At 34.4% G+C, this 26,582-nt stretch carries 24 protein-coding genes and 2 tRNA genes; 16 read left to right on the forward strand and 10 right to left on the reverse strand.

The window, feature by feature from the left end:
- The first annotated feature begins 6 nt into the window (after positions 1-6).
- Positions 7-2,235 carry an FUSC family protein gene (locus B5X55_RS02725; protein ID WP_079511040.1) on the forward strand — a complete coding sequence of 743 codons (2,229 nt, stop codon included), beginning with the start codon at positions 7-9 and terminating at the stop codon, positions 2,233-2,235.
- A 329-nt stretch (positions 2,236-2,564) separates the two neighbouring features.
- Complete coding sequence (locus tag B5X55_RS02730) at positions 2,565-3,407, forward strand: universal stress protein (protein ID WP_079511041.1); 843 nt, start codon at positions 2,565-2,567, stop codon at positions 3,405-3,407.
- Positions 3,408-3,468: 61 nt separating this feature from the next.
- On the opposite strand, the gene B5X55_RS02735 is transcribed toward B5X55_RS02730, so the two are convergent.
- A tRNA-Lys gene (locus tag B5X55_RS02735) sits at positions 3,469-3,541 on the reverse strand.
- Positions 3,542-3,642: 101 nt separating this feature from the next.
- Positions 3,643-3,718 (reverse strand) — tRNA-Lys (locus B5X55_RS02740).
- Between the two features lie 132 nt (positions 3,719-3,850).
- On the opposite strand from B5X55_RS02740, the gene B5X55_RS02745 reads away from it, so the two are divergent.
- On the forward strand, positions 3,851-4,375 hold the full coding sequence (locus B5X55_RS02745) for a shikimate kinase (protein WP_234999648.1): 525 nt from the start codon (positions 3,851-3,853) through the stop codon (positions 4,373-4,375).
- On the opposite strand, the gene B5X55_RS02750 is transcribed toward B5X55_RS02745, so the two are convergent.
- Together B5X55_RS02750 and B5X55_RS02755 are read right to left on the reverse strand one after the other, a co-directional pair.
- Positions 4,367-4,864, reverse strand: a complete 498-nt coding sequence (locus tag B5X55_RS02750) for a phosphoribosyltransferase family protein (protein WP_079511042.1) — start codon at positions 4,862-4,864, stop codon at positions 4,367-4,369. The two genes, B5X55_RS02745 and B5X55_RS02750, sit on opposite strands and share 9 nt — an antisense overlap.
- A 48-nt stretch (positions 4,865-4,912) precedes the next feature.
- On the reverse strand, positions 4,913-5,338 hold the full coding sequence (locus tag B5X55_RS02755) for an Hsp15 family ribosome-associated heat shock protein (protein ID WP_079511043.1): 426 nt from the start codon (positions 5,336-5,338) through the stop codon (positions 4,913-4,915).
- Positions 5,339-5,415: 77 nt separating this feature from the next.
- Here B5X55_RS02755 and B5X55_RS02760 point away from each other — a divergent pair, with 77 nt between their 5' ends.
- Complete coding sequence (locus B5X55_RS02760; RefSeq protein ID WP_079511044.1) at positions 5,416-6,372, forward strand: FKBP-type peptidyl-prolyl cis-trans isomerase; 957 nt, start codon at positions 5,416-5,418, stop codon at positions 6,370-6,372.
- Between the two features lie 71 nt (positions 6,373-6,443).
- Here B5X55_RS02760 and B5X55_RS02765 read toward each other — a convergent pair whose 3' ends face one another.
- The gene (locus tag B5X55_RS02765) at positions 6,444-7,034 is read right to left on the reverse strand and encodes a porin family protein (RefSeq protein ID WP_079511045.1); all 591 of its coding nucleotides are present in this window, start codon (positions 7,032-7,034) and stop codon (positions 6,444-6,446) included.
- Positions 7,035-7,273: 239 nt separating this feature from the next.
- On the opposite strand from B5X55_RS02765, the gene tgt reads away from it, so the two are divergent.
- From tgt to B5X55_RS02815, 10 genes are all read left to right on the forward strand, one after another.
- Positions 7,274-8,404, forward strand: coding sequence for a tRNA guanosine(34) transglycosylase Tgt (tgt, locus tag B5X55_RS02770; RefSeq protein WP_079511099.1), 1,131 nt, complete (start codon positions 7,274-7,276; stop codon positions 8,402-8,404).
- Positions 8,404-9,486 (forward strand): LptF/LptG family permease, encoded by a 1,083-nt coding sequence (locus B5X55_RS02775; protein WP_079511046.1) that lies wholly within the window; start codon positions 8,404-8,406, stop codon positions 9,484-9,486. Before tgt ends, B5X55_RS02775 begins: the two co-directional genes overlap by 1 nt.
- Complete coding sequence (locus tag B5X55_RS02780; RefSeq protein ID WP_079511100.1) at positions 9,473-10,372, forward strand: DMT family transporter; 900 nt, start codon at positions 9,473-9,475, stop codon at positions 10,370-10,372. The genes B5X55_RS02775 and B5X55_RS02780 overlap by 14 nt, the downstream gene beginning before the upstream one ends.
- A gap of 49 nt (positions 10,373-10,421) precedes the next feature.
- Entirely contained in the window at positions 10,422-11,375 is a 954-nt protein-coding gene (locus tag B5X55_RS02785; RefSeq protein ID WP_079511047.1) for an acetyl-CoA carboxylase carboxyltransferase subunit alpha, read from the forward strand.
- 165 nt (positions 11,376-11,540) lie between these two features.
- The gene (dnaB, locus tag B5X55_RS02790; RefSeq protein WP_079511048.1) at positions 11,541-13,091 is read left to right on the forward strand and encodes a replicative DNA helicase; all 1,551 of its coding nucleotides are present in this window, start codon (positions 11,541-11,543) and stop codon (positions 13,089-13,091) included.
- A 173-nt stretch (positions 13,092-13,264) separates the two neighbouring features.
- A complete protein-coding gene (locus B5X55_RS02795) occupies positions 13,265-14,527 on the forward strand; it encodes an asparagine synthetase B (protein WP_079511049.1) in 1,263 nt (420 codons plus the stop codon).
- Between the two features lie 353 nt (positions 14,528-14,880).
- Positions 14,881-17,043: a tetratricopeptide repeat-containing sensor histidine kinase gene (locus tag B5X55_RS02800; RefSeq protein WP_079511050.1), complete on the forward strand. Its 2,163-nt coding sequence runs from the start codon at positions 14,881-14,883 to the stop codon at positions 17,041-17,043.
- On the forward strand, positions 17,044-17,688 hold the full coding sequence (locus B5X55_RS02805; RefSeq protein WP_079511051.1) for a response regulator: 645 nt from the start codon (positions 17,044-17,046) through the stop codon (positions 17,686-17,688).
- A gap of 131 nt (positions 17,689-17,819) precedes the next feature.
- The gene (locus B5X55_RS02810; protein WP_159447516.1) at positions 17,820-19,820 is read left to right on the forward strand and encodes a thiol-activated cytolysin family protein; all 2,001 of its coding nucleotides are present in this window, start codon (positions 17,820-17,822) and stop codon (positions 19,818-19,820) included.
- A gap of 150 nt (positions 19,821-19,970) precedes the next feature.
- Entirely contained in the window at positions 19,971-20,501 is a 531-nt protein-coding gene (locus B5X55_RS02815; RefSeq protein WP_143814385.1) for a hypothetical protein, read from the forward strand.
- Positions 20,502-20,520: 19 nt separating this feature from the next.
- Here the strand turns inward: B5X55_RS02815 and B5X55_RS02820 are convergent, their stop codons facing one another.
- The gene (locus B5X55_RS02820) at positions 20,521-21,321 is read right to left on the reverse strand and encodes an HAD family hydrolase (RefSeq protein ID WP_079511054.1); all 801 of its coding nucleotides are present in this window, start codon (positions 21,319-21,321) and stop codon (positions 20,521-20,523) included.
- Between the two features lie 91 nt (positions 21,322-21,412).
- On the opposite strand from B5X55_RS02820, the gene B5X55_RS02825 reads away from it, so the two are divergent.
- Together B5X55_RS02825 and B5X55_RS02830 are read left to right on the forward strand one after the other, a co-directional pair.
- Complete coding sequence (locus B5X55_RS02825) at positions 21,413-21,835, forward strand: secondary thiamine-phosphate synthase enzyme YjbQ (RefSeq protein ID WP_079511055.1); 423 nt, start codon at positions 21,413-21,415, stop codon at positions 21,833-21,835.
- Between the two features lie 41 nt (positions 21,836-21,876).
- Positions 21,877-22,155, forward strand: a complete 279-nt coding sequence (locus tag B5X55_RS02830; protein WP_079511056.1) for an EF-hand domain-containing protein — start codon at positions 21,877-21,879, stop codon at positions 22,153-22,155.
- A gap of 35 nt (positions 22,156-22,190) precedes the next feature.
- Here B5X55_RS02830 and rplT read toward each other — a convergent pair whose 3' ends face one another.
- The 4 genes from rplT to thrS all read right to left on the reverse strand — a co-directional run bounded on the left by rplT (position 22,191) and on the right by thrS (position 25,466).
- A complete protein-coding gene (gene rplT, locus B5X55_RS02835; protein WP_073247486.1) occupies positions 22,191-22,535 on the reverse strand; it encodes a 50S ribosomal protein L20 in 345 nt (114 codons plus the stop codon).
- Between the two features lie 96 nt (positions 22,536-22,631).
- Positions 22,632-22,829, reverse strand: a complete 198-nt coding sequence (gene rpmI, locus B5X55_RS02840; RefSeq protein WP_027064530.1) for a 50S ribosomal protein L35 — start codon at positions 22,827-22,829, stop codon at positions 22,632-22,634.
- 109 nt (positions 22,830-22,938) lie between these two features.
- Positions 22,939-23,496 (reverse strand): translation initiation factor IF-3, encoded by a 558-nt coding sequence (gene infC / locus B5X55_RS02845; RefSeq protein WP_079511057.1) that lies wholly within the window; start codon positions 23,494-23,496, stop codon positions 22,939-22,941.
- A 23-nt stretch (positions 23,497-23,519) separates the two neighbouring features.
- A complete protein-coding gene (gene thrS / locus B5X55_RS02850; RefSeq protein WP_079511058.1) occupies positions 23,520-25,466 on the reverse strand; it encodes a threonine--tRNA ligase in 1,947 nt (648 codons plus the stop codon).
- Between the last annotated feature and the right edge of the window lie 1,116 nt (positions 25,467-26,582).

Below are 26,582 nucleotides of genomic sequence, written 5' to 3' on the forward strand. Positions count from 1 at the left end.
TTGGACTTGAACAAAATTTATCAATTTATCGCACTTAACTTTAAGGAACTGGTTCGTTTTCTTGGAAGCACTAACTTCTCAAAATCACTGATTACGGTAATTGCGGTGGTTACACCCATAGCACTTGGCGTGTGGTTAAAACATACTGAAATAGGTTTGGCAATTGGCTTTGGTGCATTTTGGAGTTCTCCGAGTGATGTTCATGGTAGTCAAAAACATAAAATATTAGGTATTCTCCTTTCGGCTGCTTTAGTTATGGTCGTCAGTTTTATTGGTGGCTATTTACATTATCAGCCTTGGCTTTCTATGATTATATTAGGAGTTACAAGTTTTGCCATAGCGCTTATTTCTTCGTACGGTTTCAGAGCTTCTTTAATTGGTTTTTCTGGTTTGTTGGCATTGGTTTTGAGTTTTGCGCACACTCCAGATGAATTAGAAATATTTGAGTATTCTCTTTTGGTTGGTCTTGGCGGACTTTGGTATTTGGCATTATCGATGTTTTGGTATTCAATTAATCCAAAAGGACAAACCGAAGAAATTTTATATGAGACTATTGGGCGTACGGGTAAATTACTTGAAATACGAGGTAAATTAATAGACCGGAATAATAATCGAAAAAAGCTACAGGCGAGCTTATTTGTGTTGCAAAGCGAATTGACCGAACAACACGAAATGTTGCGTGAAATACTAATACTATCTCGTAAAAACTCAGGAAGGTCGGTTTATAATGGTAAAAGATTATTGGTTTTGGTTCAACTCATAGAAATGCTTGAAACTGCTGGTGCCAACCCTGTAGATTACCCCAAGATGGATGAGCAATTCGAGGGCTTTCCTGAATTTACACAGCTGTTTCAAAATCTGATTTTTAAAATGGAAAATCAATTACAGTTAATTTCTGTAGTAGGAAATAAGCCAAAACAGATTCCAGAACACGATTCTTTATCGACTTGCTTTGATGAAATACGAACTAAGCTTTTAAACTTAAGTAAGAGTGATAAAGCAAATGCTTACGAAGCTTTCATTATGTTTCAAAATTTATTGGAATATCAAGAAAAACAGTTCCAAAAACTAAAAAGAATTAAGTGGTTATTAAGTGATAATAAGGTAGCATCAGACGAATTTATCGATAAGAAGATATTAAAACGGTTTTTGATTTCACAAGATTATAGTCCGCAAATATTGTTGCAAAATTTCACTCTTAGGTCAGCCATATTTAGACATTCGTTACGACTAGCTATTACATTAATGATAGGTTTTGTTTTGGGTAATGTATTTTCATTTCAAAATCCGTATTGGATATTATTGACCATTATATTGATAATGAGACCAAATTATGGTCTAACAAAAACCCGTTCTAAAGATAGAACTATCGGTACTTTGATAGGAGGGGCAATAGCAGGCGTAATAGTGTATTTAGTTCAAGACATGTATGTTTATGTTGGTTTGGCATTAGTATCACTTATAATAGCCTTATCTATGGTTCAAAAGAACTATAAAGCATCTGCAACCTTTATCACATTAACAATTGTTTTTGTTTACGGTATTTTACAGCCAAATGTTTTCTTGGTTATTCAATATAGAATTCTCGATACCTTGGTTGGTGCCGGATTGTCCTATATCGGATTTCTATTTTTATGGCCTAGTTGGAGTTTTGAAGAAATAGAGAAAATTGTTGCCAAGAGTGTAGCCGCCAACCAAGGGTATCTTTTTCAAATTGCAGATTTTTATAATCGAAAAGGCCAAGTGTCAACAAGTTATAGACTGTCTCGTAAGAGTGCCTTTGTCGAAACAGCGAACCTAAGTTCGGCATTTCAGCGAATGACACAAGAACCGCATTCTAAACAGAAAAATCTAAATAAGATTTATGAGTTGGTAGAATTGAACCATTATTTTCTATCGTCCTTATCATCATTAAGTATGTATATACAACATCAAAATACGACCGATGCTTCTGATAAGTTTAATGCTGTTATTTCTAAAATAGATAACAATCTTTCTAAGGTTTTGCAAACATTGGATAGTGATAAACCCAAAGATGAAAAATGCTTTGTGGAAGATGTTTCTTCATTTGAAAATCAGCTACCGAAACTCGAATCAAATGATGTGAATTTTAGTGAGCAAGAAAATACTGAAATGAAGCGTCACCATCAAGAAGAACAATTAGTAAGAGAGCAATTACGGTTATTAATCTCGTTGAGTTCAAATATGCTAAAACTTACTTCTAATTTAAAATAAAAGTGTGGTTTTTAAACGCTTATATTTAAGTGAAATTTTGTATTCTCGTGCGATGATTTCCTTTATAAAATTCAGATATAACAAACATGTAATACCCTAAGATTAAGCTAAAATCATTAATTATCATTTATATTTCCTTTACGTACAAAAATCAGCGTATCTGTATTTTTAATCCTATACATGAAGTACTTTAAATTATGGGCTATTTTTAAAATGAGGAACAATAGTATTGAGTATAAATCATAGGCAATGTATGGCTATTCATGATTTATGTCATATTTAACTAAGATATATAGCCCTAATTTCATTTCGTTATAAAAACACTTAAGATGAAAAATATTCTCTACGCCACCGATTGTTCAAAGCATGATACTAATACGCTTCAATATGCATTAATGTTGAGTGATACTCTAAAGGCTAATCTTACGGTACTACACATATTTAGTCTTCCCCCAATTGCGGTTAAGACCATACGCCCTAAGAAGTATCTAAGTGAGCATGCGTACGATGAACAATTACTTGTTTTAAAGGATTATTGCTCTAACAACTTAAAAGATAATGAGACCGACGTAGTCATTAAATATGAAGTAAGAGAAGATGATTCGGTCACTAACGGAATTTTGTCTGAAACAGCGGCTTTGTCTCCAGATTTGCTGATTATTGGAATGAAAGATGAACACACAACCCGTGGGTCATTTACAGGTAGTATCGCCAAAGCACTTATTGAAAAAGTAGCTGCACCGCTTTTTATTGTACCTAGTGCAAAGTCGTTTCAAAAGATAAATACATTGGTTTACGCTACTGACTTTGAAGAGGACGATTTTTTAGCAATTAAAAAATTATTGGATATTGCTAAGCCTTTTGATGCCATTATTAAGGTCGTACATATTACCAACAATGACGAATATGCGGTAAACGATAAGATGGCATGGTTTAAAGAGATGTTATTCGAAAAGACAAGTTACACAAACATGACTTTTGAAGTTAGTATTAACGATAACATATATGAAGGTTTACGAGTTTATATTGATACTGTAAATGCTGATATGATAGCTTTATTAGAACGCGAACAAAATGGCTTTCTAAAAAGGCTTTTCCATAAAGATTTGATTAAGAAGATGGAGTCAAAAATAACTATACCAATGGTGAGCCTTAACGCAGGCGCACTATAGAACTATCTGAATATAGTATTAAAAAAGCCTTCCGTTTATGGGAAGGCTTTTTTTAAAAAAGTGACCGGGCTGGGGCTCGAACCCAGGACCCTCTCCTTAAAAGGGAGATGCTCTACCAACTGAGCTACCAGGTCAAAATTGTAAAGAACTATTACAGCCGTAATCTTAAAAAAAAATCAGCTCACGAGTTTAAATAAAAAAGCCTCTTGTTTTTTCGAAGAGGCTTTTAATAAAATGGTGACCGGGCTGGGGCTCGAACCCAGGACCCTCTCCTTAAAAGGGAGATGCTCTACCAACTGAGCTACCAGGTCAAAAGCATTTTCAGAACTAATATTCCCTCAATGCGGGTGCAAATATAAGTCGATTACTTTATTATCCAAACCCTTTTTAAGATAAATTTATTTTTTTTTGAATTCCTTTAATTTTAGTTCAATTTTGTACAAATGAAAGATGTGAAAATTGTATTGCTAGGTTACATGGGAAGTGGTAAAACAACTATAGGCAAAATTGTTGCTAACCATTTAAATATTAAATTTTTAGACTTAGATGATTATATAGAACAACAAGAAAATATGCCTGTTGGTTTAATTTTTGAAAATAGGGGAGAGCTCTATTTTAGAAAAAAGGAACGAGAATATCTTTCGCAAATTTTTTTAACTGAAACCAATTTTGTTCTTTCCTTAGGTGGGGGTACTCCATGTTTTGGAGATAATATGGAGCTGGTAAATGAGAAAACAGTTAACTCATTTTATTTAAACATAGGAATTAATGAACTTTCAGAACGATTGAAACTCGAGAAGAATCACCGACCTATGATCGCTCATTTAAAAGATGATGAAATGCAAGAGTTTATTGGTAAGCATTTATTCGAAAGAAGTTTTTTTTATAATAAAGCGCATCAAAAAGTTAAGGGTAATAAAAATACACCCACTGAAATTGCAGAGAAGATTATTAATTCATTAGTCTAAAAAGACCCTATCATTTTTAGTTTCAAAACGAACGTTTACATGCTCTTGTAAAGAAGTAGACAAAGAAATTCCTTTATAATCAGCCTTTACCGGATACTTTTTATGGTTACGGTTAACCAATACTGCAGTTTTGAGTTGCTTTAAAGGAGTTTTAAGAAAATGGTGAACACCATATATTAGAGTGGTGCCTGAGTTAAGCACATCATCAACGATAACAACAGATTTATCAATAAATTCTTCTTGTGGCATAGATGTGCTAACGCCGCTTTTTAATGGATTGGTTTTATCCATTGATAATTTGCACAAAGTAATTTTTGCTGTGGTAATTTTTTTAAGTTTAGAAACAATTTTTTTAGCAAATTGTAATCCGCCACCATCTATACCTGCAATGATAATTTCTTCTTCATTAACATTAGCTTCATAGATTTGATAGGCTATGCGTTCAATTTTATGTTGAATTTGTAAATGTGAAAGTATGGTCTGTTCCATGTGTTTTTCTTAAAGGAATAAAGATAGTTATGTTTTTAAAAGTTAGCCTTATTCCTCTTCTTTATTGTTATTATCAGAAGTTTTGTTATCTAAATCTTTATTTTCAGAAGGGGCTTCTAAATAATCATCTATATCACGTCTATCTTTTTTGGTAGGTCTGCCGACACCTTTTTTACGATAGTAGTCTTTAGAATGTTGTAAAAGCTCATTGTGCTCAAATGCTTCTTTTGGTGTCGTATCCTTTCGATAGATATCTACTAATTTAGCCCCTACACGATTGGCGGGAATATCTAGAACTGTAAATTTATAATCTATCTGGTTTTTGCGAATAATCACTTCATCCATGGGGTAAACCTCTCTGCTTGGCTTTGCCTTTTGACCATTTATTTTAGCATGGCCTTTTTTACATGCCGTAGATGCAATGTTTCTAGTTTTAAAATAACGTGTGCTCCACAAGAATTTATCTATGCGCATTACGGTTACAATTCTTTGTTAAGTTCCAAACAAAAATAGGGGAAAATTGTATCTTGCGCGCTTAAAATAGATTTTTGATGAAATTGAAATATGCCTATTTATTAATAGCAGGGTTAATTATACTAAGTTCTTGTAAAAAGGATGATGATCCAATTGGCGAAGTTGTGCCTCCAAGGTTGTTAAGTGAAGTTGTAATTGAAGATGATGCTGAGATTATTGAATTCCTTAAAACACATTTTTATAATAAGGATGAATTTGAAACGCCACCCGAAGGTTTTGATTTCAGAATAAGATTTGATACTATCGCAGGTGATAATAGTGGTAAGCAGTCACTTTTTGCTAGTTCTAATTTAATTACTGACGTAATATCGGTAACATCTTCTGATTTCGGTAGAGATGATGGCGAGGTAATTGATGTTAAGCTTTATACCCTTGTTGTAAGACAAGGAGTGGAAGCAGGGAAGCCAACTATTGGTGATTTTTCGATTTTAAGATATGAAGGCTCTTTAATAGATGGTACATTATTCGATGCTTCTTCAAATCAACCTGTGCGCTTTAATCTTTCATCGGTTGTTAGAGGATTTGGTAATGGTATGAAAAACCTCCAAACAGGAATGGGTCCTGTTGAAAATGCAGATGGTACAGTTAGTTATGAAGGGTATGGCGTTGGTGCAATTTTTATACCTTCTGGGTTAGGTTATTTTAATAATTCACCAAATACGTTAATACCTGCATATTCGCCTATAATTTTTAAAGTGGATGCCTTTGCATATGAACCTGATTCAGATTTTGATGGCGATGGTATTCCATCAATTTTAGAAGATCTAAATAATAATGGGAATTTACTAGATGATAATACCGATGATGAATCAGAATCATTCGGAGTATATTTAGCGAACTTTAATGATACTGATGATGACAACGACGGTATTTTAACTATTGATGAAATAGAGCTAGATGCTGAAGGTAATTTTGTTGGTTTTAAAGATACCGATGGTGACGGAACTCCTGATCATCTTGACAACGATTTATAAATCATTAATTAGACAAAATAAAAAAACCTCTTAAAAATTTTTAAGAGGTTTTTTTATTTTCGAACCAAAGTTTAAAGAGCCAATGATAAACTTAAAATTAGTTGGTCTGGCCTTGTGTCTATTCTGCTTGGTCCAACATCAGTTATATCAGTATTTATAAACGTAGCTTCATTATTGCTAAAGCCACGCTCATATCGTAAATCAACACCTAGCTTACCGAAATTTACACCTGCACCAATGTTCATTCCTACGGTAAAGTCATTTTCAACATCATTTATTTTTATACCGTCAAACTTGGTGTCTAGAATGTATTGAAATGCTGGTCCTGCAAATACATGTAATGGGCCTACAATATTTATACCCAATAGTATCGGTACATCTAACTTACTCATGTCAAATTCACTGTTCTGATAGTCAGACTTGGTCTTGGTAAAAACTAGCTCGGGTCTTACATAAACTTTAGATGCTCCAATTTTTCCGAAAAAACCTATGTGATACCCTATATTACGATCTGGATTTTCGGCAACATCACTTGCGGATTCAAAATAATCACCGTTAGCACTATAGTTTAATCCTCCTTTAATTCCAAAACTGGAATCGCCCTGTGCCATAGCATATAGCCCTGAGAGTGCCATAAAGGCTACAAAAATTGTTTTTTTCATGTCTGTTTTGTTTTAAAGTAGAACATTCAGTAAATACAATACCAAAGGTTCCATTTCTCGTTATACCATCAAAACGTAGGGGTTGCACCTTTATTGTTTAGGTTTGTTTTTGGGCTAATCTTCATTTTATTGAGATATTATAATGGGGAGTTAGGTTTAATAATTTCAGTAACATCTTTGGTTTTTATTAAGTTTTTCCCACAAGCAGTTCATTATATTTGCAACTAGATTTAGAAAATTTGAAGTTTACATTACATACAACAGACGCACAATCAAAAGCTAGAGCAGGAACTGTGGTTACTGACCATGGAGTTATAGAAACTCCGATTTTTATGCCCGTGGGCACTGTGGCCTCCGTTAAAGGAGTGCATCAGAAAGAATTGAAAGAAGAAATTAATCCTGATATTATTTTAGGGAATACTTACCATCTCTTTCTTCGGCCAAAAACCGAAATATTAAGAAAAGCAGGCGGACTCCATAAATTTATGGGATGGGATAGAAATATTCTTACCGATAGTGGTGGTTATCAGGTGTATTCCTTATCGGCAAATAGAAAGATAAAAGAAGAGGGTGTTAAGTTCAAATCTCATATCGATGGTTCTATGCATTTATTTACACCCGAGAATGTAATGGAAATACAGCGTGTTATTGGTGCTGATATCATTATGGCTTTTGATGAATGTACACCTTACCCATGTGATTATAACTATGCGAAAAGGTCAATGCATATGACTCATAGATGGTTAGATAGATGTATTACTCATCTAGAAAAAACACCTTTTACATATGATTTTGAACAAACTTTTTTTCCAATTGTTCAAGGGTCTACTTATAAAGATTTAAGAAGACAATCAGCAGAATACATTGCAAATACTGGTGCAGAAGGTAATGCCATAGGAGGACTCTCAGTAGGTGAGCCAGCAGAAGAAATGTATGGGATGACCGAAGTAGTTTGTGAAATTTTACCTGAAGACAAACCGAGATATTTAATGGGTGTTGGTACGCCGATTAATATTTTAGAGAATATTGCCTTAGGTATCGATATGTTCGATTGCGTAATGCCTACTAGAAATGCTAGAAACGGAATGTTGTTTACGGCCCATGGTACTATTAATATTAAGAATAAAAAGTGGGAAGACGATTTTTCGCAGTTAGATGAAATGGGAACTACTTTTGTAGATCGTGAATATTCTAAAGCATATTTAAGACACTTATTTGCAGCCAATGAGTATTTGGGTAAACAAATTGCTACAATTCATAACTTAGGGTTTTACATGTGGCTTGTTCGTGAGGCACGAAAGCATATTTTAGCTGGAGATTTTAGGCAATGGAAAGATATCATGGTTAAACAAATGGATAAAAGGCTATAATGCTTTCGATAATAGATAAATACATATTAAAACGGTATCTAGCGACATTTTCGTTAATGCTTTTGCTATTTATTCCCATAGGGATCATGGTGAATTTAGCAGAGCAGATTGGCAAGATGATTGACAACGAGGCGCCGTTAAATGAAATAGTATTGTATTATGTGAATTTTACGATTTACATAGGCAACCTGTTATTTCCTATTTTTCTTTTTTTATCTGTAATATTCTTCACCTCCAAATTGGCTAATAACACTGAAATTGTGGCTATTTTGAGCTCGGGAGTTTCTTATGGTAGATTTCTAAGGCCATATATTATTGGAGCAACAATGATTGCTGTTCTGATGTTTTTTATGACCATGTTTGTTGTTCCCAATGCTAGTGTAGGCTTTAATGAATTCAAGTATAAATACTTAAAGAAAGGAAAGCAAGATAGGGTTACCAATAATATATTCAATCAACTTAATGAAACCGATTTCATTTACGTTAGCAGTTTTGATCCAGCAAGACAATTGGGACATAATTTCACCTTCGAAAGATTTAACGAGAATAATGAATTAGACTTTAAAATCTCTGCAGCAAATATTCGTTGGGTTGAAAAGGATTCTAATTATAGGTTAACTTCTTATAAGAAGCGCAAAATAATTGGCGATACTGCCATTATAGAAAGTAAAAGAAGATTAGATACTATTTTCGCCTTTGATATTAGTGATTTAACACCTGTTTCTTATGTAGCTGAGACGAAGAACCTTTTTGAATTGGACACTTTTATTAAAGATCAAAAAAGAAAAGGTGCATCTAATATTAACACCTATATTTTGGTAAAGTATAAGCGTTGGGCGTTGCCGTTAACTGCCTTTATTTTGACCATTATAGCAGTCTCTGTTTCATCAGTAAAAAGAAGAGGAGGTATGGGAGCAAATTTAGCTTTTGGTATTTTAATTGCTTTTGTATTCATCTTTTTTGATAGGGTATTTGGTACGTTGGCAGAGCAATCCGGTTTTTCTCCTTTGCTTGCAGTAATTATTCCAAATGTTGTTTTTGGATGTTTGGCATTTTATCTACTTCAAAATGCAAAAAGATAGAATCCTCAATTTACTACACTTGCATTTTATAGTATTTATTTGGGGCTTTACGGCTATTTTAGGAAAACTGATAACCATAGATTCTTTACCATTGGTTTGGATACGAATGGGTTTGGCAACAGTATTCATTTCTATGTATATCTATTTTGCGAAATTCAGTTTAAAGGTTTCTAAAAAAACTTTTTTCTGGCTTTTGGGTGGCGGTATAGTGGTAGCGTTACATTGGGTTACCTTTTTCTTGGCTATTAAGGTATCTACGGTTTCTGTGGCTTTGGCTATGATGTCTACGGGTGCATTTTTTACTGCTTTGATGGAGCCATTTTGGTATGGTCGCAAAGTAATTGGTTATGAAATAGTTTTCGGTTTATTAGTGGTTGCAGGTCTATATCTAATTTTTAAAGTAGAAACCCAATATGTATTTGGTATGGGTATAGCATTAATATCTGCTTTTTTAGCAGCTGTATTTTCTTTGATTAATGGTAAACTAGTACAAAATCATAGGCCATCAATTATTTCTTTTTATGAACTAGGTGTAGGAGTGATTTTTTTATCGATTATTTTAATCTTAAAAGGGGATTGGAATATGTCTTTGGTTACACTACCTAATATGGACTGGGTTTATTTGTTAATTTTGGCAATAGTTTGTACAGCCTACGCATTTATTGCTTCGGTTAAAATAATGCGTGTTTTAACTCCTTATACTGTTATGCTTACTACCAATTTAGAGCCAGTTTATGGTATTCTATTAGCTTGGTTCATATTCGGTTCAGAAGAAAAAATGAAACCTATGTTTTATGTGGGAGCTTTAATTATACTCACAACGGTCATTGCAAACGGTATTTTAAAACAAAGAGAGAATATTAAAAAAAGGGTACCCAAGATTTAGGTATTAAAGTTTTATCTTTGAGCCGCAACTAATGAAACTTTATTGAAATATGGAATATTTGGATTTTGAACTTCCTATTAAAGAATTGGAAGAGCAATTGGACAAGTGTATGGTAATTGGAGAGGAAAGTGATGTAGACGTTACAGAGACTTGTAAGCAGATTGAGAAAAAACTTACCGATACTAGAAAGGAAATTTATAAGAACCTTACCGCTTGGCAGAGAGTTCAGCTTTCAAGACATCCGAATAGACCTTATACCTTAGACTATATTAAAGCCATATGTGGTGATACTTTTTTAGAGCTACATGGGGATCGTACGGTAAAAGATGATAAAGCCATGATTGGTGGTTTGGGTAAAATTGGAGATCAGAGCTATATGTTCATTGGTCAACAAAAGGGTTACAATACGAAGACTAGGCAGTATAGAAATTTTGGTATGGCCAACCCAGAGGGGTATAGAAAGGCTTTGCGATTAATGAAATCTGCAGAAAAATTTCAAGTGCCTGTGGTTTGTTTAATTGACACACCAGGTGCATACCCAGGTATTGAGGCTGAGGAACGTGGACAAGGTGAAGCGATTGCTCGAAATATACTAGAAATGACTCGTCTTAAAGTGCCTATTATTGTAGTAATCATCGGTGAAGGTGCATCAGGCGGTGCATTGGGCATAGGTGTAGGTGATAAGGTTCTAATGTTAGAAAATACATGGTATTCTGTAATATCTCCTGAATCTTGTTCATCTATTTTATGGAGAAGTTGGGAGTATAAAGAAAAAGCTGCTGAGGCGCTTAAATTAACAGCTACCGATATGAAGAAGTTAAAACTTATCGATGAAATCGTTCGTGAACCTGCGGGTGGTGCTCATGCCAATAGAGAGAAGACCTTCGAAATCGTTAAAAATAAAATTACCTCTCATTTTGAGGATTTACAAAAGTTATCACCAAAAGAACTAGTAAATCAACGTATGGATAAGTATGCTCAAATGGGTGTATTCAACGGTTAATCTACGTTTTAGGCAATTTCAAAATATACCGAGAATTTTTTTCTCGGTTTTTTTTATGTTATCAACAGAAATTTGTAATTTATTAACAAGTAATTTTAGTCAACTGTGAACATCGTAAACGATGTTTTTGAGGTTAACTAAAGGTTAATTGTATACTTTCGTACTATGGAGAACACGAAACCTTTTGTCGGTCGTAAGATTGATAAATCTACTATTATAAACCTTGAGAGAGGTAAAATACCACCTCAAGCAACTGATTTAGAAGAGGTTGTGTTGGGTGCAATGATGATAGATAAGAAGGGTGTAGATGAAGTCATCGATATTTTGCATCCAGATGTTTTTTATAAGGATGCCCATAGGTTCATTTATGAAGCGATTTTTATTCTTTTCGAAGAGTCGCAACCAGTGGATTTATTAACCGTTTCGTCACAATTAAAGAAAGCTGGTAAATTAGAGGTTTGTGGAGGTGATTTTTATTTAATAAAACTTACCCAAAAAGTTGCGTCATCTGCCCATATTGAGTTTCACGCACGTATTATTCTTCAAAAATATATTCAACGTAGTTTAATCAAAATTTCAGGTGAAATTATTGAGGATGCCTATGATGATGCAACCGATGTATTTGACTTGCTAGATGCCGCTGAAGCAAAATTATATGATGTAACGCAAGGAAACCTAAAACGTTCTGCGGAGACAGCTCAAGATTTGGTGATTCAGGCTAAAAAACGAATTGAAGAAATTGCCGGTAAAGAGGGTATGAGTGGTATTCCTTCCGGATTTGATAAGGTCGATAAACTTACCTCCGGTTGGCAGCCTAGTGATTTAATTATTGTTGCAGCTCGTCCTGGTATGGGTAAAACAGCTTTAACCTTGTCTATGGCCAGAAACATGGCTGTAAATTCTAATATTCCTGTGGCATTCTTTTCATTAGAGATGTCATCAGTTCAATTGATAACAAGATTAATTTCATCAGAAACCGGTTTGTCTTCTGAGAAATTAAGAACAGGTAAGCTTGAAAAACATGAATGGGAGCAGTTGAACGTTAAAGTGAAATCTTTAGAGAAAGCACCTTTGTTCATAGATGATACGCCGTCACTTTCTATTTTTGATTTACGTGCAAAAGCAAGAAGACTTGCTTCACAGCATGGTATTAAAATGATTATGATTGATTATTTGCAGTTGATGACAGCAGGTGGTAGTCAAAAAGGAGGTAACAGGGAACAAGAGATTTCTACAATTTCGAGAAACCTAAAGGCCTTGGCAAAAGAATTAGGTGTACCTGTAATTGCATTATCTCAGCTTTCTCGTGCGGTTGAAACCCGTGGAGGTAGTAAGCGACCTATTCTTTCGGATTTAAGGGAATCTGGAGCAATTGAGCAAGATGCAGATATTGTATCATTTATCTATAGACCAGAGTATTATAAGATTGAGGAATGGGATGATGAAGAACGCACACCAACTCAAGGTCAAGCAGAGTTTATTGTTGCAAAGCATAGAAATGGTGGTTTAGAAAATATACGATTGAAGTTTATCGGTAACCAAGGTAAGTTCGATAACTTAGATGATTTCGATTCTCCATTCGAATTTCAGTCGAAAATGAACGCTAATGAAGAAAACCCTTTTGCTACTAAAAATTTACCTAGCGCAGATGATGCCTTTGGCAGTAGCATGAATAATAGTCCAGATTTTGAGGAGGATAATGATGTACCTTTTTAAAATACAATGAATATCAATATTTAAAAGTCTCCTTTTAAGGGGACTTTTTTTTGTTTAAAAAGAATTGGTTTCCCCTGTTTACCGTTATTCACTTTACAATAGCTTTAACGATTACTCAAATTATACACCAAAGATTTTACTCTATCTTTGATTCAATACCTTGAATATTATATATGTCTAAAATAATAAAATCATTCTTTTTTCTCTTTTGCTCAATACAAATGTTTGCATCTTCTATTCTTATACCTATGGATGCAGATACTCAAAAGAATCATTTGAAAGCATACGGAATGACCTATTGGGTTTTAGCAAAACAACAAAAGGTTCAATGGCTTCTTAATTATCGTGGGGGCTCATTTTTACTTCCAGATGGAGAAAGTATTCGAAAAGAATGTCAGATAAGAGGGGTGAGTTTTGAAATATTATCAGATGCACAGGCAAACTCAATTTTAGATGACATAAGTAGTCCCTCTAAAAATCAAGATGCCGTAATATTAGAGAAAGCTCCAAGAATTGCAGTTTATTCACCAAAAGACAACCAGCCTTGGGATGATGCCGTAACAATGGCATTAACATATGCAGAGATTCCGTATACCACTATATATGATGAAGAGGTTTTAGGTGATAAGTTAGCATTATATGATTGGTTGCATTTGCATCATGAAGATTTTACAGGTCAATACGGAAAGTTCTATGGCGCATACAGAGCCGCACCTTGGTATATAGAAGGAAAGAAAAATGCAGAGAAACTGGCTAAGAAACTAGGTTTTGACAAAGTATCAGAAGAAAAGAGAGCTGTAGCATTAAAAATCAGGAATTATGTGATAGGGGGTGGGTTTATGTTTGCTATGTGTTCTGCAACAGATAGTTTTGATATTGCCTTAGCTGCTGATGGAGTAGATATCGTAGAACCCATGTTTGATGGAGATGCCTCTGACCCTAATTATCAAGCAAGTTTAGATTTCGGAAAAACTTTTGCCTTTACTGATTTTGTTTTAGAAAGAAATCCTTTAAAATATGAGTTTTCTTCCATTGATATGACTAATAAAAGAGGCAATATACCTAAAGAATCAGATTACTTTTCTCTTATGGATTTTTCTGCAAAATGGGATCCTGTGCCTACTATGTTATGTCAAAACCATACGTCATTAGTAAAAGGTTTCATGGGGCAGACCACAGCCTTTACACGCTCTGAAATTAAACCGACAGTCTTGATATTAGGTGAAAATAAAATCAACGAAGAAGCTAGATATATACACGGTATAAAAGGAAAAGGATTCTTTACATTCTATGGTGGTCATGACCCTGAAGATTATCAGCATAGAGTAGGGGACCCCAAAACGGAATTGGAATTGCACCCAACCTCACCTGGATATCGATTGATATTGAACAATGTACTCTTTCCGGCTGCTAGAAAGAAGAAACAAAAGACCTAAATTCTATATCGTAAACTAACTTTAATTTATAGAATATCCTCAATAGCTCTAGTCTATTTCCTTGGTGTGATTAGTTCAAATTAAAACTGAAGGGATTATGATGTCAATTTGCATTGTAGTTGATACGGGTATACATAATATTTCCTTTACCTTTATCAGAGCCAATGGGTATTCTAAAGTAGATATCGCCTTTTAGATTTAATACCTCAATTTTCACAAAATAAGAAACCTAATTATAACTAGTTGACTTTCTGGGGTCCACAGATTCTGTATTGCCTTTAAGGTGAAAATTTAACCTATTAAAAAGTAGTTTAGTATTTTATTTTCAAAAATAAAAGAAAGCAATTTGCCTTATGTTAAAATTTCTTTTTTTTACATTATTGCTATTACGTTGTTTCCCATCTGATGATAGTCAGATCAGTCAATATATTGATAAAATAGAAAATATTTTTAAACTTAGCGAAAAAGCTGAGTCACATAATACGATACAAGTAAAAGTGTTTAATGAGTTAAACATTCAGGATACACCATCAAGCCCTACCCTAGCTAAAAAACAAATAGCCAAAACCTTAGCTATAGAAATTAAAAGATTTACAGAAAAGGGAGTGGAAGATGGGTATGGCCTTATTGGAATAGTAGATTATTTTAAGGAGAATTGCGATACTGTAATGGTAAACTTTGATAAGGTATTGGTTATTACAAATGAACCACCTCAAACGTCCACAACTACAAAAGAATATTATGACGCAGGCAGTATTTTCTTAAAGAATAAGAAAAATGATAGTGCTTACACTTATTTCAAGAAAGGGTACGAATTAGCAAATGAATTCGATGAAGCCTATTTAATTGCATTGGGCAATTACCATTTAGGTGATTACTACTTTCAAATAAATGATATTCCTCAAGCCATACTATTTATGAAGGAGGCACTAAACAGATTTGAAAAACAAGGCCTAAACACCTATATTTTAAAGTGCTATTCTAAATTAGGAAATATTTTTAAAAGTATTTCTGATTTTGAAAAGGGTTTAGGGTACTACTTTAAAGCTTTAAAATTAAATGAAGAACTAAATGATGAACATGGCATAATAGAAGTATCAACCAGGATAGGTGCTATTTATTTGATAACCGGTGATTACAAAGTAGCTGAATACAATTTTAAACGTGCGCTTAAGCTACAAGAAAAAAACAAAGATAATAAAGGGCTAGTGCTTACCTATTTAAATCTTGGAGCACTCTATCAAAAACAAAAAGTATATAATAAAGCACTTAGTTATTTTCATTCTGGTCTAAAAAAAATAGAAGAGTTTTCCACTACTGATGTTGACATCATAGATTTAAAAGATAGTCAAGCCATTTTATTAGGCAATATAGGCTCTACCCTAAGAGAGGATAAGAATTACAAAGAATCCTTAAAATTTCTATTCAAAGCTTTAGCAATTAAAAAAGCCCTGAAAAGAAATAGAAGCACAGCGCATACCTGTAATGATATTGCGGAGACCTATATTAGAATGAATGATTACGCTAAGGCAAGAGTATTTGCTTTAGAAGGTGCTCGCTTAGCCAAGAATGAAAGTGTCAATAAAGAGCTATGGGCCTATTCTTTACTATCGAAATGTGATTATGCACTTCAAAATTATAAAAGTTCGGCAGATAATTTTCAGATTTATAATACTTTAAAAGATAGCATATTTACTATTCAAAAAGCTATTGGATTCAATGAATTGCAAATACAATATGATACTGAAAAGCGCGATTATCAAATTAAAGAACAAGAAAGAGATATCGTATTTTTAGGTACTCAGAATAAACTAAAAACCGAGATATTATGGTTTGGCGGCATTGGTCTTTTAGCTGTATTTGGTTTAGTTTTAGCACTTAAATCAAGGCAAAAGGCAAGAAAGGATATAAAACAACAAGAACTTTTTACCCAGGGCTTAATTGAAGCACAAGAGAATGAGCGTACTCGGGTGTCCAAAGATCTCCATGATAGTGTTGGGCAACAGTTGACTTTTATCAAAAAGAAAGCGCAAAATTTAGATCAAAAAGAATTATCAGCACTCGCCAATGCGGCCTTAGAAGAAGTGAGGAGTATCTCAAGAGACTTATACCCTGCAACGCTAAAGCAATTAGGGCTAACGGCAAGTATCGAGCAGCTTTTATTTGATTTAGATGGTGAATCAGATATGTTTTTTTCTGTAGAATTAGAAGATATCAACACCAATTTTAATGAGGCAGATACCTTGAATTTTTATAGGTTAATTCAAGAATCGGTGAATAATGCGCTAAAACATGCTGATGCGAAAACCTTGATTGTGAACATTCTCAAACGTGAAAAAGTTGTTGAAGTTTTGATAAAAGATAATGGTCGCGGATTTCAAACGAACAAAGGCATTTTACAAAATAGCCTGGGTTTAAAAACCATGGCAGAACGCGTACGTATTTTAAAAGGTAAACTGTCCATTCAGAGTACAAAAGAACTAGGCACCACTATTTTGGTTAAAATCCCCATATAAATGAGTAACAGTATAACCCTATTTGTTGCAGATGATCATCCTATGCTTTTAAAAGGATTGTTAGATGAATTAAAAACGTATAATTATAAGGTAGTCGGAACCGCTGTAAACGGTGCAAGTGCCTTAGAGCAAATTATGGCATTAGATCCTTCTATTGCTATTTTAGATATGGAAATGCCCATGTTGACAGGTCTTGAGGTCATACAAAAAGTAAAAGAAAGGCAAATGGAAACTAAATTTATTATCCTCACCTCCTATAAGGAAAAAGGATTTATCCATAAAGCCAAGCTCTTGAATATTATGGGCTACATTATAAAGGACGAACCTTTTAAAGAGTTGCATCATTGTATACAGAGTGTAAGTAAAGGGGTGCCTTATTTTAGTGCGGTTTTTAATGAGGTTATAGATAATGAGATTACCCCAGAGTTACAGAAAATAAAATTGCTTTCCCCATCAGAGCGGACCATTTTGCGTTTGGTGGCACAGGGCAACTCTTCAAAAGAGATAGGGGAGCTTTTAAGTATCTCTAGCAGAACGGTAGAAAAACACCGTTCTAACATTATTGCCAAGCTAGATCTTTCTCCAGAAACAGATGCCCTAGTCATTTGGACCAAAGAATACAAAGAGTTTCTTTCCAATCTATAGGTCTTGCCTTCCACTACGTACCCTTACGCAGAATTGTATAATGCTACGTATTTTGGCATGGCCGGTTGTTAAATACCTTGCACTAGTTACTAATAGTAACAAGCAAGAATATGAATTCAACCAAAAAAAATATGAAAACGTTACAGAATTTACGCAATAAATTTACGTCCAATTGGGGAATGAGGTCAGTTTTGTTTTTTGGGGCCTTTTTGGTCCTTCTCTTGATTGCTTCCTGTGGTAAAGATGACCCTATAGCAACAGATCCTATTGCTGATACACCAGAAGAACCTATAGCACTAACCATTTCAGAAGTCGTCAATGGTGGAAACAAGAATTTATTGCAAAAAAAATCTGAGTTAATTTTTAATGAAGAACTAATAGGAACCTCTGTTGATAAATCAGATGATGTAACTACTGCCTCAGAAGATGGGGCCGATATTATTACACAACGATATATATGTACAAATCAAAGAGTTAGTCTCCTTGACGGAACTGCTGATTTTAACCTTTTGAATTCTAATCCTGAAGTAATTTACCCAGGTAATCTGCTTCAAGGTAAAACTCTTAATCAAGCTCCACCTCTCCCAATAGTCGTAAAACGTGGTGGCGGAACAATTTCTTATGACCTCGTTAATGCAAATACAACATCGTTCTATAATGTTGAAGAAGTGAAAAAAAGTTCTATAACCGATGGAATGAACCAAATAATTGCTCAGGCAGTAGATTTAGAATTTCCAGATAATCTGACTATGGAAGTAATTGACATCGATTCAGAAAGTCACTTAGCTATAGAAATAGGGATTTCTGTTGAAACCTTTGCTACTAAAACGAAAGGTAATTTTTCATTTAGTACTGATAAAACCTATAATAGAAAGCTGGTTAAATTACAGCAAGTTTTCTACACAATGACATACGATTTCCCAAACAGTTATGAAGAAGTATTTGATGATAGTGTTACTGCAGAACAACTGGCTAAATACATACAGCCAGATAACCCAGCTACTTTTATATCATCGGTTAGTTATGGTCGTATCTTCTATATGTTAATTGAATCTACTTCAAGTAAAACGGAAATGGATTTGAAATTAAAAGGAGAATACAATGGTGCATTAACGAATGTTGAGGCAGAAGGACATATCAATAGTTTTAACCAACTTAAAGAAACAAAAGTTAAAATTATTGCATATGGCGGTGATGGTTCAGAGGGTATGTCTGGTTTAAGGACTACAAACGAAATTACAAAGCGGTTAGAAGAAACAAAAAATATAACACTTGGAGTGCCTTTATCTTATACGGTTAGAAGTTTAGAAGATCCGGCCATCTTGGTTGGGGTTAAACTGGCTACTGAGTATGACAAGGTTACTTGTGTACTTAAAGGAGAATTAGCACCTACAAATTATAGAGGTTTAGTTGATGTTTTTGAAGACGGAATAGGAGCAGCTTTTCAGTTAGAGGGTACTACAATTGTAGTTTATAATAAAGCCGGTGATAGATATGCCCTTTATACAGTTGGCGGTGGAAATGCTCCGTTTAAGTATTACGTATCTGACCCGTTTGGACCGATAGCTTCAATTGTAAGTACAACTGGCACTATTGGGGCAGCAGTCAGGTGGAGGGACGGTAGAATACATTTATTCAATACGGAAGGTAATTCATTTTTAAAATTTAGATACGACCCTGAAAATTCTAACCTGACCACACCAACCGGTTCATTTGGAGATATTGAACTTGATTCTGATGGCAAGCCAAAAGTTTTCTTTACCAACCTTTATTATGGAGATGCAACAATTTTTGTTGGTTCCTTTCCTTTCGATGCAAATGGGGTAGAGGCCGCAGTTCAATATACTCATAGTAGCAATGAACTTTCAGATCAACGGTATTTTTCAAATGGAGGTACCGATACTGCTACACTTAGGGATAGAATCGAAAATGCCGATTACCTACCACAATGGCTTTGGGGTAATCCTGAATCAATAGTAGATTACGAGTTAACCATTCTTCCAAATGTAGGCGCTGCAACAACTGTTGTCTCAGGTGCGAATACAAGAAGTGATATTTATTTTAGTGTAGCTGGTGATCAAATGGCCATTAAAAAGGCTGGTGCTTGGTCTGGCCCCTATTTTATAAACTAACGCATATAGCGTAATTAGATTAAAACTAGTATGTAAATTTTCGGGGGAACTATTTGCATATTATATAAAGAGCCTTAGTGTTATAGCTAAGGTTCTTTTTAGAGCACTTCTTCAACAAAGAAATTATCCTATTTAACGAACAAAAAAATCATGAAAATACTAAAAATCACTAGCTTACTATTTTTGTTTATGGCCTTTTGTATACATTCTATACAGGCCCAAACCAAAGGTAGTAATCAAATTAGCATGAGCTATGGTGCCTTTAGCGTATACGAATACGCCTCCATGTTTTTTGAAGATATTGAGAGTAAAGGTATTGCTAGTTTAAACTACAAATATGCGGTTAAAGACCGCTTTATGGTTGGTGCAGCTATTAGTTACGAAGCGCTTACAGGACACACAAATGATGTTTTAGTCGCTTTTGGTGCAGAAGATACAGAACGCGAATTTACGAATATCACCTTTGCCGTAGAAACAGATTACCGTTATGTTTCAAAGCCTAGCTTTCAAATGTATTCTGGAATAGGGGTGGCTTATTTTACGAGTGATCAATATGATACCAATCTTAGTTTTCAAATAAATGCACTCGGTTTTCGGGTGGGTAAAAAATTGGCGGCTTATGCAGAATTAGGTTTTGGGTATAAAGGCATGGCACAATTGGGGGCTTCCTATCAATTTTAAACGCTTAGTAAAGCAAGACCTAATTAACTTTTAATAGTTGCTCTAAAATTCGTTCTACCCCAAAATCATCATTACTAGTGGTTTTGTAGTTGGCCACTTCTAAAACATTGGCATGCGCATTTGCCATGGCAAAACTGTATTTAGCCTTACCTAGCATTTCTAAATCATTATTATAATCTCCAAAAACCATAGTTTCTTCAAAAGAAATACCAAAGCGTTCTTGCATTTTTTCTAAGGCAAACCCTTTATTGGCGTTGGGGCTTGAAATATCTACCCAATTGGCACCAGAGATTTTTACCTTCAAATCGTCTTCCAAATGCTTTACGGCCGGATAAGTGAATTGCTCAGAACTCTCAAAATGATAAATGGCTACTTTTAAGATTTCAGAATTAACTTGATTTAAATCAGCTACGATTTCAAATTCAGAATAATATTGTTTTAATAGGTCAATAAACCTATCTGATTGGTTGGTGAGATAAGCATTCCTCTTTCCGCATAGCACCGTATGAATATTTGGAACACCTTTAAGCGTATCAAGTACCTTGAGGCGATTTTTTATGTCTAAGGGAGTAGATAATAATTCTTCATCTTTCTGAACCACGTAGCCTCCGTTTTCGGCTATCACAAGAATATCATCTTTAATGGAGTGGAGTTTATTTATAATGCTGTTGTACTGTCTTCCGCTTGCGGCAACAAAAAGAATATTGCGTTTTTTTAATTCTTTGAAAAGCTCAAAAAAACGATTGCTTACTTCATGGTTGGAGTTTAGTAAAGTTCCGTCCATATCGGTAACTACCATTTTTATTTTAGATAAATCCATAATCTATTTTTGAATCGACAAAGGTATTCCAATGGGCTTTAATTATACCGGTAAACGCTAAAGTTTTACCTTTAATTAATAATTGCTGAAAATGAAATTGTATCAAACCGAATTGACATTGCCATCGTATAAACGCGGTTATCATTTAATTACAGATCATATCTTAAGAATGATTCCTGAAATAAGGGAAGTTCAACACGGCTTTCTACAGGTATTTATAAAGCATACATCGGCCAGTTTAACCATTAATGAAAATGCGGACCCCACCGTTAGGGAAGATTTTGAATCGCACATGAATATCCTAGTGCCTGAAAACGAACCCTATTACAAGCATGATTACGAAGGGGCAGATGATATGCCAGCTCATATAAAGGCTTCTTTAATGGGAGCATCCGTTCAAGTGCCGATTACAAATGGCAAATTAAATATGGGTATTTGGCAGGGAATTTACCTATGTGAACATAGAAATTGCGCGTCCGGTAGAGACCTGGTTTTGACTGCGTGGGGAATTTAAATATTATATTTAAATTTAGATAACTGATAAATTTAAAAAGTATGACTGCAGAAGAATCTATTTTAAATAAAATACAGATACTAATTACAAATCATTTTGAAACACCTAAAAAGGCATTTAATTTTTTCGATGAAGACCATGATCAAAAGTTGACAAAATCAGAAATAGTTAAGCTTTTGAAAGAGGCTGAAATAAGTGGTTTTATTCGAGGTGTAGTCTCTTCTAAGCTAATTGAAGGTTATGATAAGAATGCTGATGAACTAATTGATTGGGAAGAATTTAAACTGGCAATTTCTAAAATTAAAAAATCCGATTCGTAAGAATCGGATTTTTCAAAAGTGAGATTGTTATTAATTTATTTTACCTGATCTACAACCGCCTTAAAGGCATCTGGGTGGTTCATTGCTAAATCTGCAAGTACTTTTCTATTAAGTTCTATGTTTTTAGCTTTTACTTTACCCATAAATTGAGAGTAGGACATTCCGTGTTGTCTGGCACCTGCATTAATACGGGTAATCCATAATGAACGGAAAGTTCTTTTCTTGTTTCTACGGTCTCTATAAGCATATAACATTGCTTTTTCAACCGCATTCTTGGCTACTGTCCAAACGTTTTTACGTCTTCCAAAGTAACCTTTGGCTTGCTTCATCACCTTTTTTCTTCTGGCTCTGGAAGCTACTGCATTTACTGATCTTGGCATTTTTTTCTAATTTTTTGTAGTAGGCGCCCTATTTAATTTAAGGAACTTTTTTGGCCTAACTCCATGGTTAATAATTTTACCTTGTTAAAGAGTAGGTTACTTTAAACGTAACTGCTCTTTAATACTGTTAACATCTGCTTGATGAACTAAACCATCATGTGTTAACTTAAGCTTACGCTTTTTAGACTTTTTAGTCAAGATGTGACTCTTAAAAGCGTGCTTTCTTTTAATTTTACCTGTACCTGTAAGCTTAAAACGCTTTTTGGCACTGGATTTTGTTTTCTGTTTAGGCATTTTCCTAATTTATTTAATTATCTCACTTTGCATGCTAAACGCTGCTTACATTTGTAAGCAGCGTTTAGTATTTTATAAAACGAATTGGTCGCTGAACGAAGCCAAATCGTTATTTCCCTTTAGTTTTAGGCGCAATGAACATTGTCATCCGTTTTCCTTCCAACTTAGGCATTTGTTCTACTTTTCCTAGTTCCTCCAATTCTGAAGCTAATTTTAATAATAAAATTTCTCCTTGATCTTTGTAAACTATTGACCGTCCTTTAAAAAATACATATGCTTTTAATTTCGCACCTTCTTGAAGGAACTTTTCAGCATGTTTCTTTTTAAAATCATAATCATGATCATCGGTATTAGGCCCAAACCTAATTTCCTTAACTACGACTTTGGAAGCTTTCGCTTTCATAGCCTTGTCCCTTTTCTTCTGTTCGTATAAAAACTTTTTATACTCCATTATTTTACAAACAGGAGGGTCTGCCTTTGGGGAAATCTCCACCAAATCCAAACCTAATTCTTCTGCTTTCTCAAGAGCCTGAGGAAAAGGATATACACCTACTTCAACATTGTCACCTACCAACCTAACATTTGGGGCTGTTATCTTTTCATTGATATTATGGGGATTCTTATTTTCCCTTCTAGGTTGTGGTCTAAATCTTTTACGTATTGCTATGACTTAATATTTTATGTTAAACTTTATTCTTTAAACGACTTTAAGGTACTATTTATTTCTTTGTTGACCAAGTCCGTAAACGTTGTAACGCTTATCGCTCCTAAATCTTCACCTCCGTGTTTACGCACAGAAATGGTGTTAGCAGCTTCGTCGCTTTCCCCTACGATTAGCATGAACGGTATTTTGCTCATTTCCGCTTCACGTATTTTTTTACCTATAGTCTCGTTTCTACTATCGATAAGGGCGCGAATTTCGTTATTTTCTAGGGATTTTAAAACTTTTTCAGCATATTTTTCATGTTTCTCACTAACTGGAAGTATTATGACCTGTTCTGGGGTAAGCCATAAGGGGAAATTACCACCTGTATGTTCTAGTAACAAAGCTATAAATCGTTCCATACTACCAAAGGGTGCACGGTGAATCATTACTGGTCTATGTAGCTCGTTATCACTGCCTTTATATGTTAAGTCAAAGCGTTCAGGTAGATTGTAATCTACCTGTATGGTGCCTAGTTGCCATTGTCTTCCAAGAGCATCTTTTACCATAAAATCTAACTTAGGCCCATAAAATGCAGCTTCGCCACTTTCTATAACATAATCCAAACCTTTTTCTTCAGCAGCATTTATAATAGCTTGCTCGGCTTTCTCCCAATTTTCTACAGATCCAATATATTTATCAGGATTCTCTAAATCACGAACAGATACTTGTGCTGTGAAATTATCGAAACCTAATGAACTTAATACATATAGTGATAGGTCAATTACGTTTTTAAACTCTTCGTCGAGTTGATCCGGTGTACAAAATATGTGCGCATCATCTTGCGTAAAACCCCGTACTCTAGTTAGTCCATGTAGCTCACCACTTTGCTCATATCTATATACGGTACCAAACTCTGCAAATCGTTTAGGTAGCTCGCGGTAGCTAAACGGTTTTGCATTATATATTTCACAGTGGTGGGGGCAGTTCATGGGCTTTAATAAAAACTCCTCGCCCTCCTTAGGTGTATGTATAGGTTGAAAACTATCTGCACCATACTTTTCGTAATGTCCAGAAGTAACGTACAATTCTTTTTGGCCAATATGTGGTGTTATCACCATTTCATAACCAGCTTTCTTTTGGGCTTTTTTTAGAAATTGTTCCAAACGTTCTCTCAGTGCAGCTCCTTTAGGTAGCCACAGAGGTAAGCCTTGACCTACTTTCTGGGAAAAAGTAAATAATTCTAATTCTTTTCCTAATTTTCTATGGTCACGCTTCTTAGCTTCTTCTAAAAGTTCTAAGTATTCAGTTAATTCTTTTTGCTTTGGAAATGAAATGCCATAAACACGGGTTAGTTGTGCATTGTTTTCGTTTCCTCGCCAATAAGCACCTGCAACACTTAATATTTTAATTGCCTTAACGATTCCCGTATTTGGTATATGTCCGCCACGGCAAAGATCTGTAAACGTGTCATGGTCACAAAATGTTATCGTGCCATCTTCAAGATTTTCTATTAACTCAACCTTATATTCATTGCCTTGGTCCTTATAAAATTTTAATGCATCTGCTTTTGATACATCTCTAAGCTTATAATCATGTTTGCCTCTAGCAATTTCTAAAGCTCTCTTTTCTATAGTTGGAAAATCTTTATCAGAAATAGAACCATCAGGCAATTCAACATCATAATAGAATCCATTATCTATTGCAGGACCTATCGTTAATTTAACACCAGGATAAAGTTCCTCTATAGCTTGAGCGACAATATGTGAGGTAGAATGCCAAAAGGCTGTTTTTCCTTCCTTGTCATTCCATGTATAAAGAATTAAACTTCCATCGGTCTCTAAAGGGGTGACAGTTTCAACAGTTGTTTTGTTGAATTTTGCCGATATAACATTTCGGGCTAAACCTTCACTAATGCTTTTTGCAACCATTATAGGTGTTGTCCCTTTCTCAAATTCCTTAATCGAGCCGTCTGGTAATGTAATCTTGATCATATGCTGTAAATCTTATCGGGTGCCAAAGATACTATGTTGTATTCATGTCCGCAATAGTATAGTGTTATGTTTTAGCGATAGTTTCGATAAGTATAGCTAAGATGCTATCTATTGATTCTTATATTTTAATAAGCGAAAACTTATGAGTTAATTATTGAATGATTTGTTAATACATATATAGGTGTAAAAATGGGAGCAGATTCTGATTGGTAGTTGTATCTATGCTGCTACGGTATTGCGCAATGATGCTTGTTGATTTTGAAGAAGTTTATGTGAGTTGTTTATTGCCTGTTGGGTTCGATATTCTACTAATTGAAAATTGGGCTATTGATTTTTAATTTGCTATAAATGTGGATGGATGTATTAAAGATATGTACTGTATTTTTTTTAGTTGATAATTGAGGGTAGTAATGAAGGTATGTTATAGGTGTTTTATATTTAATTAGTCTGGAATTTCTTTTCCTAGGTCAAATATAAGTTACTGGTAATGTGTATTTTGCTATATTCAGTGCTATTTAAAATCACGTAATCTACTGATTTATTGATAGTTAAATATAATTGTTGTTTAATCGCGAGTTACTCTTTGTTAACTTCCGTAAAATCAGGGTTGTATGATATGTTGTAAAAAGTATTGTATTTTTTTTATGTAAAGGGTTTGTGTATTTAGAAATAGGGTGTACATTTGCACCCCGCAAACGAGGAAGATGTTATTGGAATCGTGGGTCGGGAGCAAGTTCATATAGATGTTGATTTACCGGATTAAAAAAAGAAATATTTATTTTTCTTAAAAAGTTGTCAGGTTAAAAAACAGTTGTATATTTGCAGCCGCTTAGGGAAACACCTAGGGGAAACGAAGGGCCGGAAGTCGTAAGATTTAGGTACTTTTTTAGAAGTTCATTGAAATATTGTGGAGATAAGAATCGAGAATAGGTGAGGACCTGTTTGAGAGGAACAAGAATTAAGGAAACATACAATTTAATATTTGACTGGAGTGATTCGGTCATTATATATAAGGAATTGAATCGAGAGTCGGGGCCGGGAGAAATTAAGACTTCGTTGGGACGAATATTTACAAAACAACGATGAAGAGTTTGATCCTGGCTCAGGATGAACGCT

Origin of the sequence: Maribacter arcticus (genome assembly GCF_900167935.1) — a bacterium.
Classification (GTDB): domain Bacteria; phylum Bacteroidota; class Bacteroidia; order Flavobacteriales; family Flavobacteriaceae; genus Maribacter; species Maribacter arcticus.

Excerpts from the sequence above, each read along its gene's own strand:
- B5X55_RS02730 (WP_079511041.1), top strand. The coding sequence starts at position 2,565 with ATGAAAAATATTCTCTACGCCACCGATTGTTCAAAGCATGATACTAAT.
- B5X55_RS02745 (WP_234999648.1), top strand. The coding sequence starts at position 3,851 with ATGAAAGATGTGAAAATTGTATTGCTAGGTTACATGGGAAGTGGTAAA.
- B5X55_RS02750 (WP_079511042.1), bottom strand. The coding sequence starts at position 4,864 with ATGGAACAGACCATACTTTCACATTTACAAATTCAACATAAAATTGAA.
- B5X55_RS02755 (WP_079511043.1), bottom strand. The coding sequence starts at position 5,338 with ATGCGCATAGATAAATTCTTGTGGAGCACACGTTATTTTAAAACTAGA.
- B5X55_RS02760 (WP_079511044.1), top strand. The coding sequence starts at position 5,416 with ATGAAATTGAAATATGCCTATTTATTAATAGCAGGGTTAATTATACTA.
- B5X55_RS02765 (WP_079511045.1), bottom strand. The coding sequence starts at position 7,034 with ATGAAAAAAACAATTTTTGTAGCCTTTATGGCACTCTCAGGGCTATAT.
- B5X55_RS02775 (WP_079511046.1), top strand. The coding sequence starts at position 8,404 with ATGCTTTCGATAATAGATAAATACATATTAAAACGGTATCTAGCGACA.
- B5X55_RS02780 (WP_079511100.1), top strand. The coding sequence starts at position 9,473 with ATGCAAAAAGATAGAATCCTCAATTTACTACACTTGCATTTTATAGTA.
- B5X55_RS02785 (WP_079511047.1), top strand. The coding sequence starts at position 10,422 with ATGGAATATTTGGATTTTGAACTTCCTATTAAAGAATTGGAAGAGCAA.
- dnaB (WP_079511048.1), top strand. The coding sequence starts at position 11,541 with ATGGAGAACACGAAACCTTTTGTCGGTCGTAAGATTGATAAATCTACT.
- B5X55_RS02795 (WP_079511049.1), top strand. The coding sequence starts at position 13,265 with ATGTCTAAAATAATAAAATCATTCTTTTTTCTCTTTTGCTCAATACAA.
- B5X55_RS02800 (WP_079511050.1), top strand. The coding sequence starts at position 14,881 with ATGTTAAAATTTCTTTTTTTTACATTATTGCTATTACGTTGTTTCCCA.
- B5X55_RS02805 (WP_079511051.1), top strand. The coding sequence starts at position 17,044 with ATGAGTAACAGTATAACCCTATTTGTTGCAGATGATCATCCTATGCTT.
- B5X55_RS02810 (WP_159447516.1), top strand. The coding sequence starts at position 17,820 with ATGAAAACGTTACAGAATTTACGCAATAAATTTACGTCCAATTGGGGA.
- B5X55_RS02815 (WP_143814385.1), top strand. The coding sequence starts at position 19,971 with ATGAAAATACTAAAAATCACTAGCTTACTATTTTTGTTTATGGCCTTT.
- B5X55_RS02820 (WP_079511054.1), bottom strand. The coding sequence starts at position 21,321 with ATGGATTTATCTAAAATAAAAATGGTAGTTACCGATATGGACGGAACT.
- B5X55_RS02825 (WP_079511055.1), top strand. The coding sequence starts at position 21,413 with ATGAAATTGTATCAAACCGAATTGACATTGCCATCGTATAAACGCGGT.
- B5X55_RS02830 (WP_079511056.1), top strand. The coding sequence starts at position 21,877 with ATGACTGCAGAAGAATCTATTTTAAATAAAATACAGATACTAATTACA.
- rplT (WP_073247486.1), bottom strand. The coding sequence starts at position 22,535 with ATGCCAAGATCAGTAAATGCAGTAGCTTCCAGAGCCAGAAGAAAAAAG.
- rpmI (WP_027064530.1), bottom strand. The coding sequence starts at position 22,829 with ATGCCTAAACAGAAAACAAAATCCAGTGCCAAAAAGCGTTTTAAGCTT.
- thrS (WP_079511058.1), bottom strand. The coding sequence starts at position 25,466 with ATGATCAAGATTACATTACCAGACGGCTCGATTAAGGAATTTGAGAAA.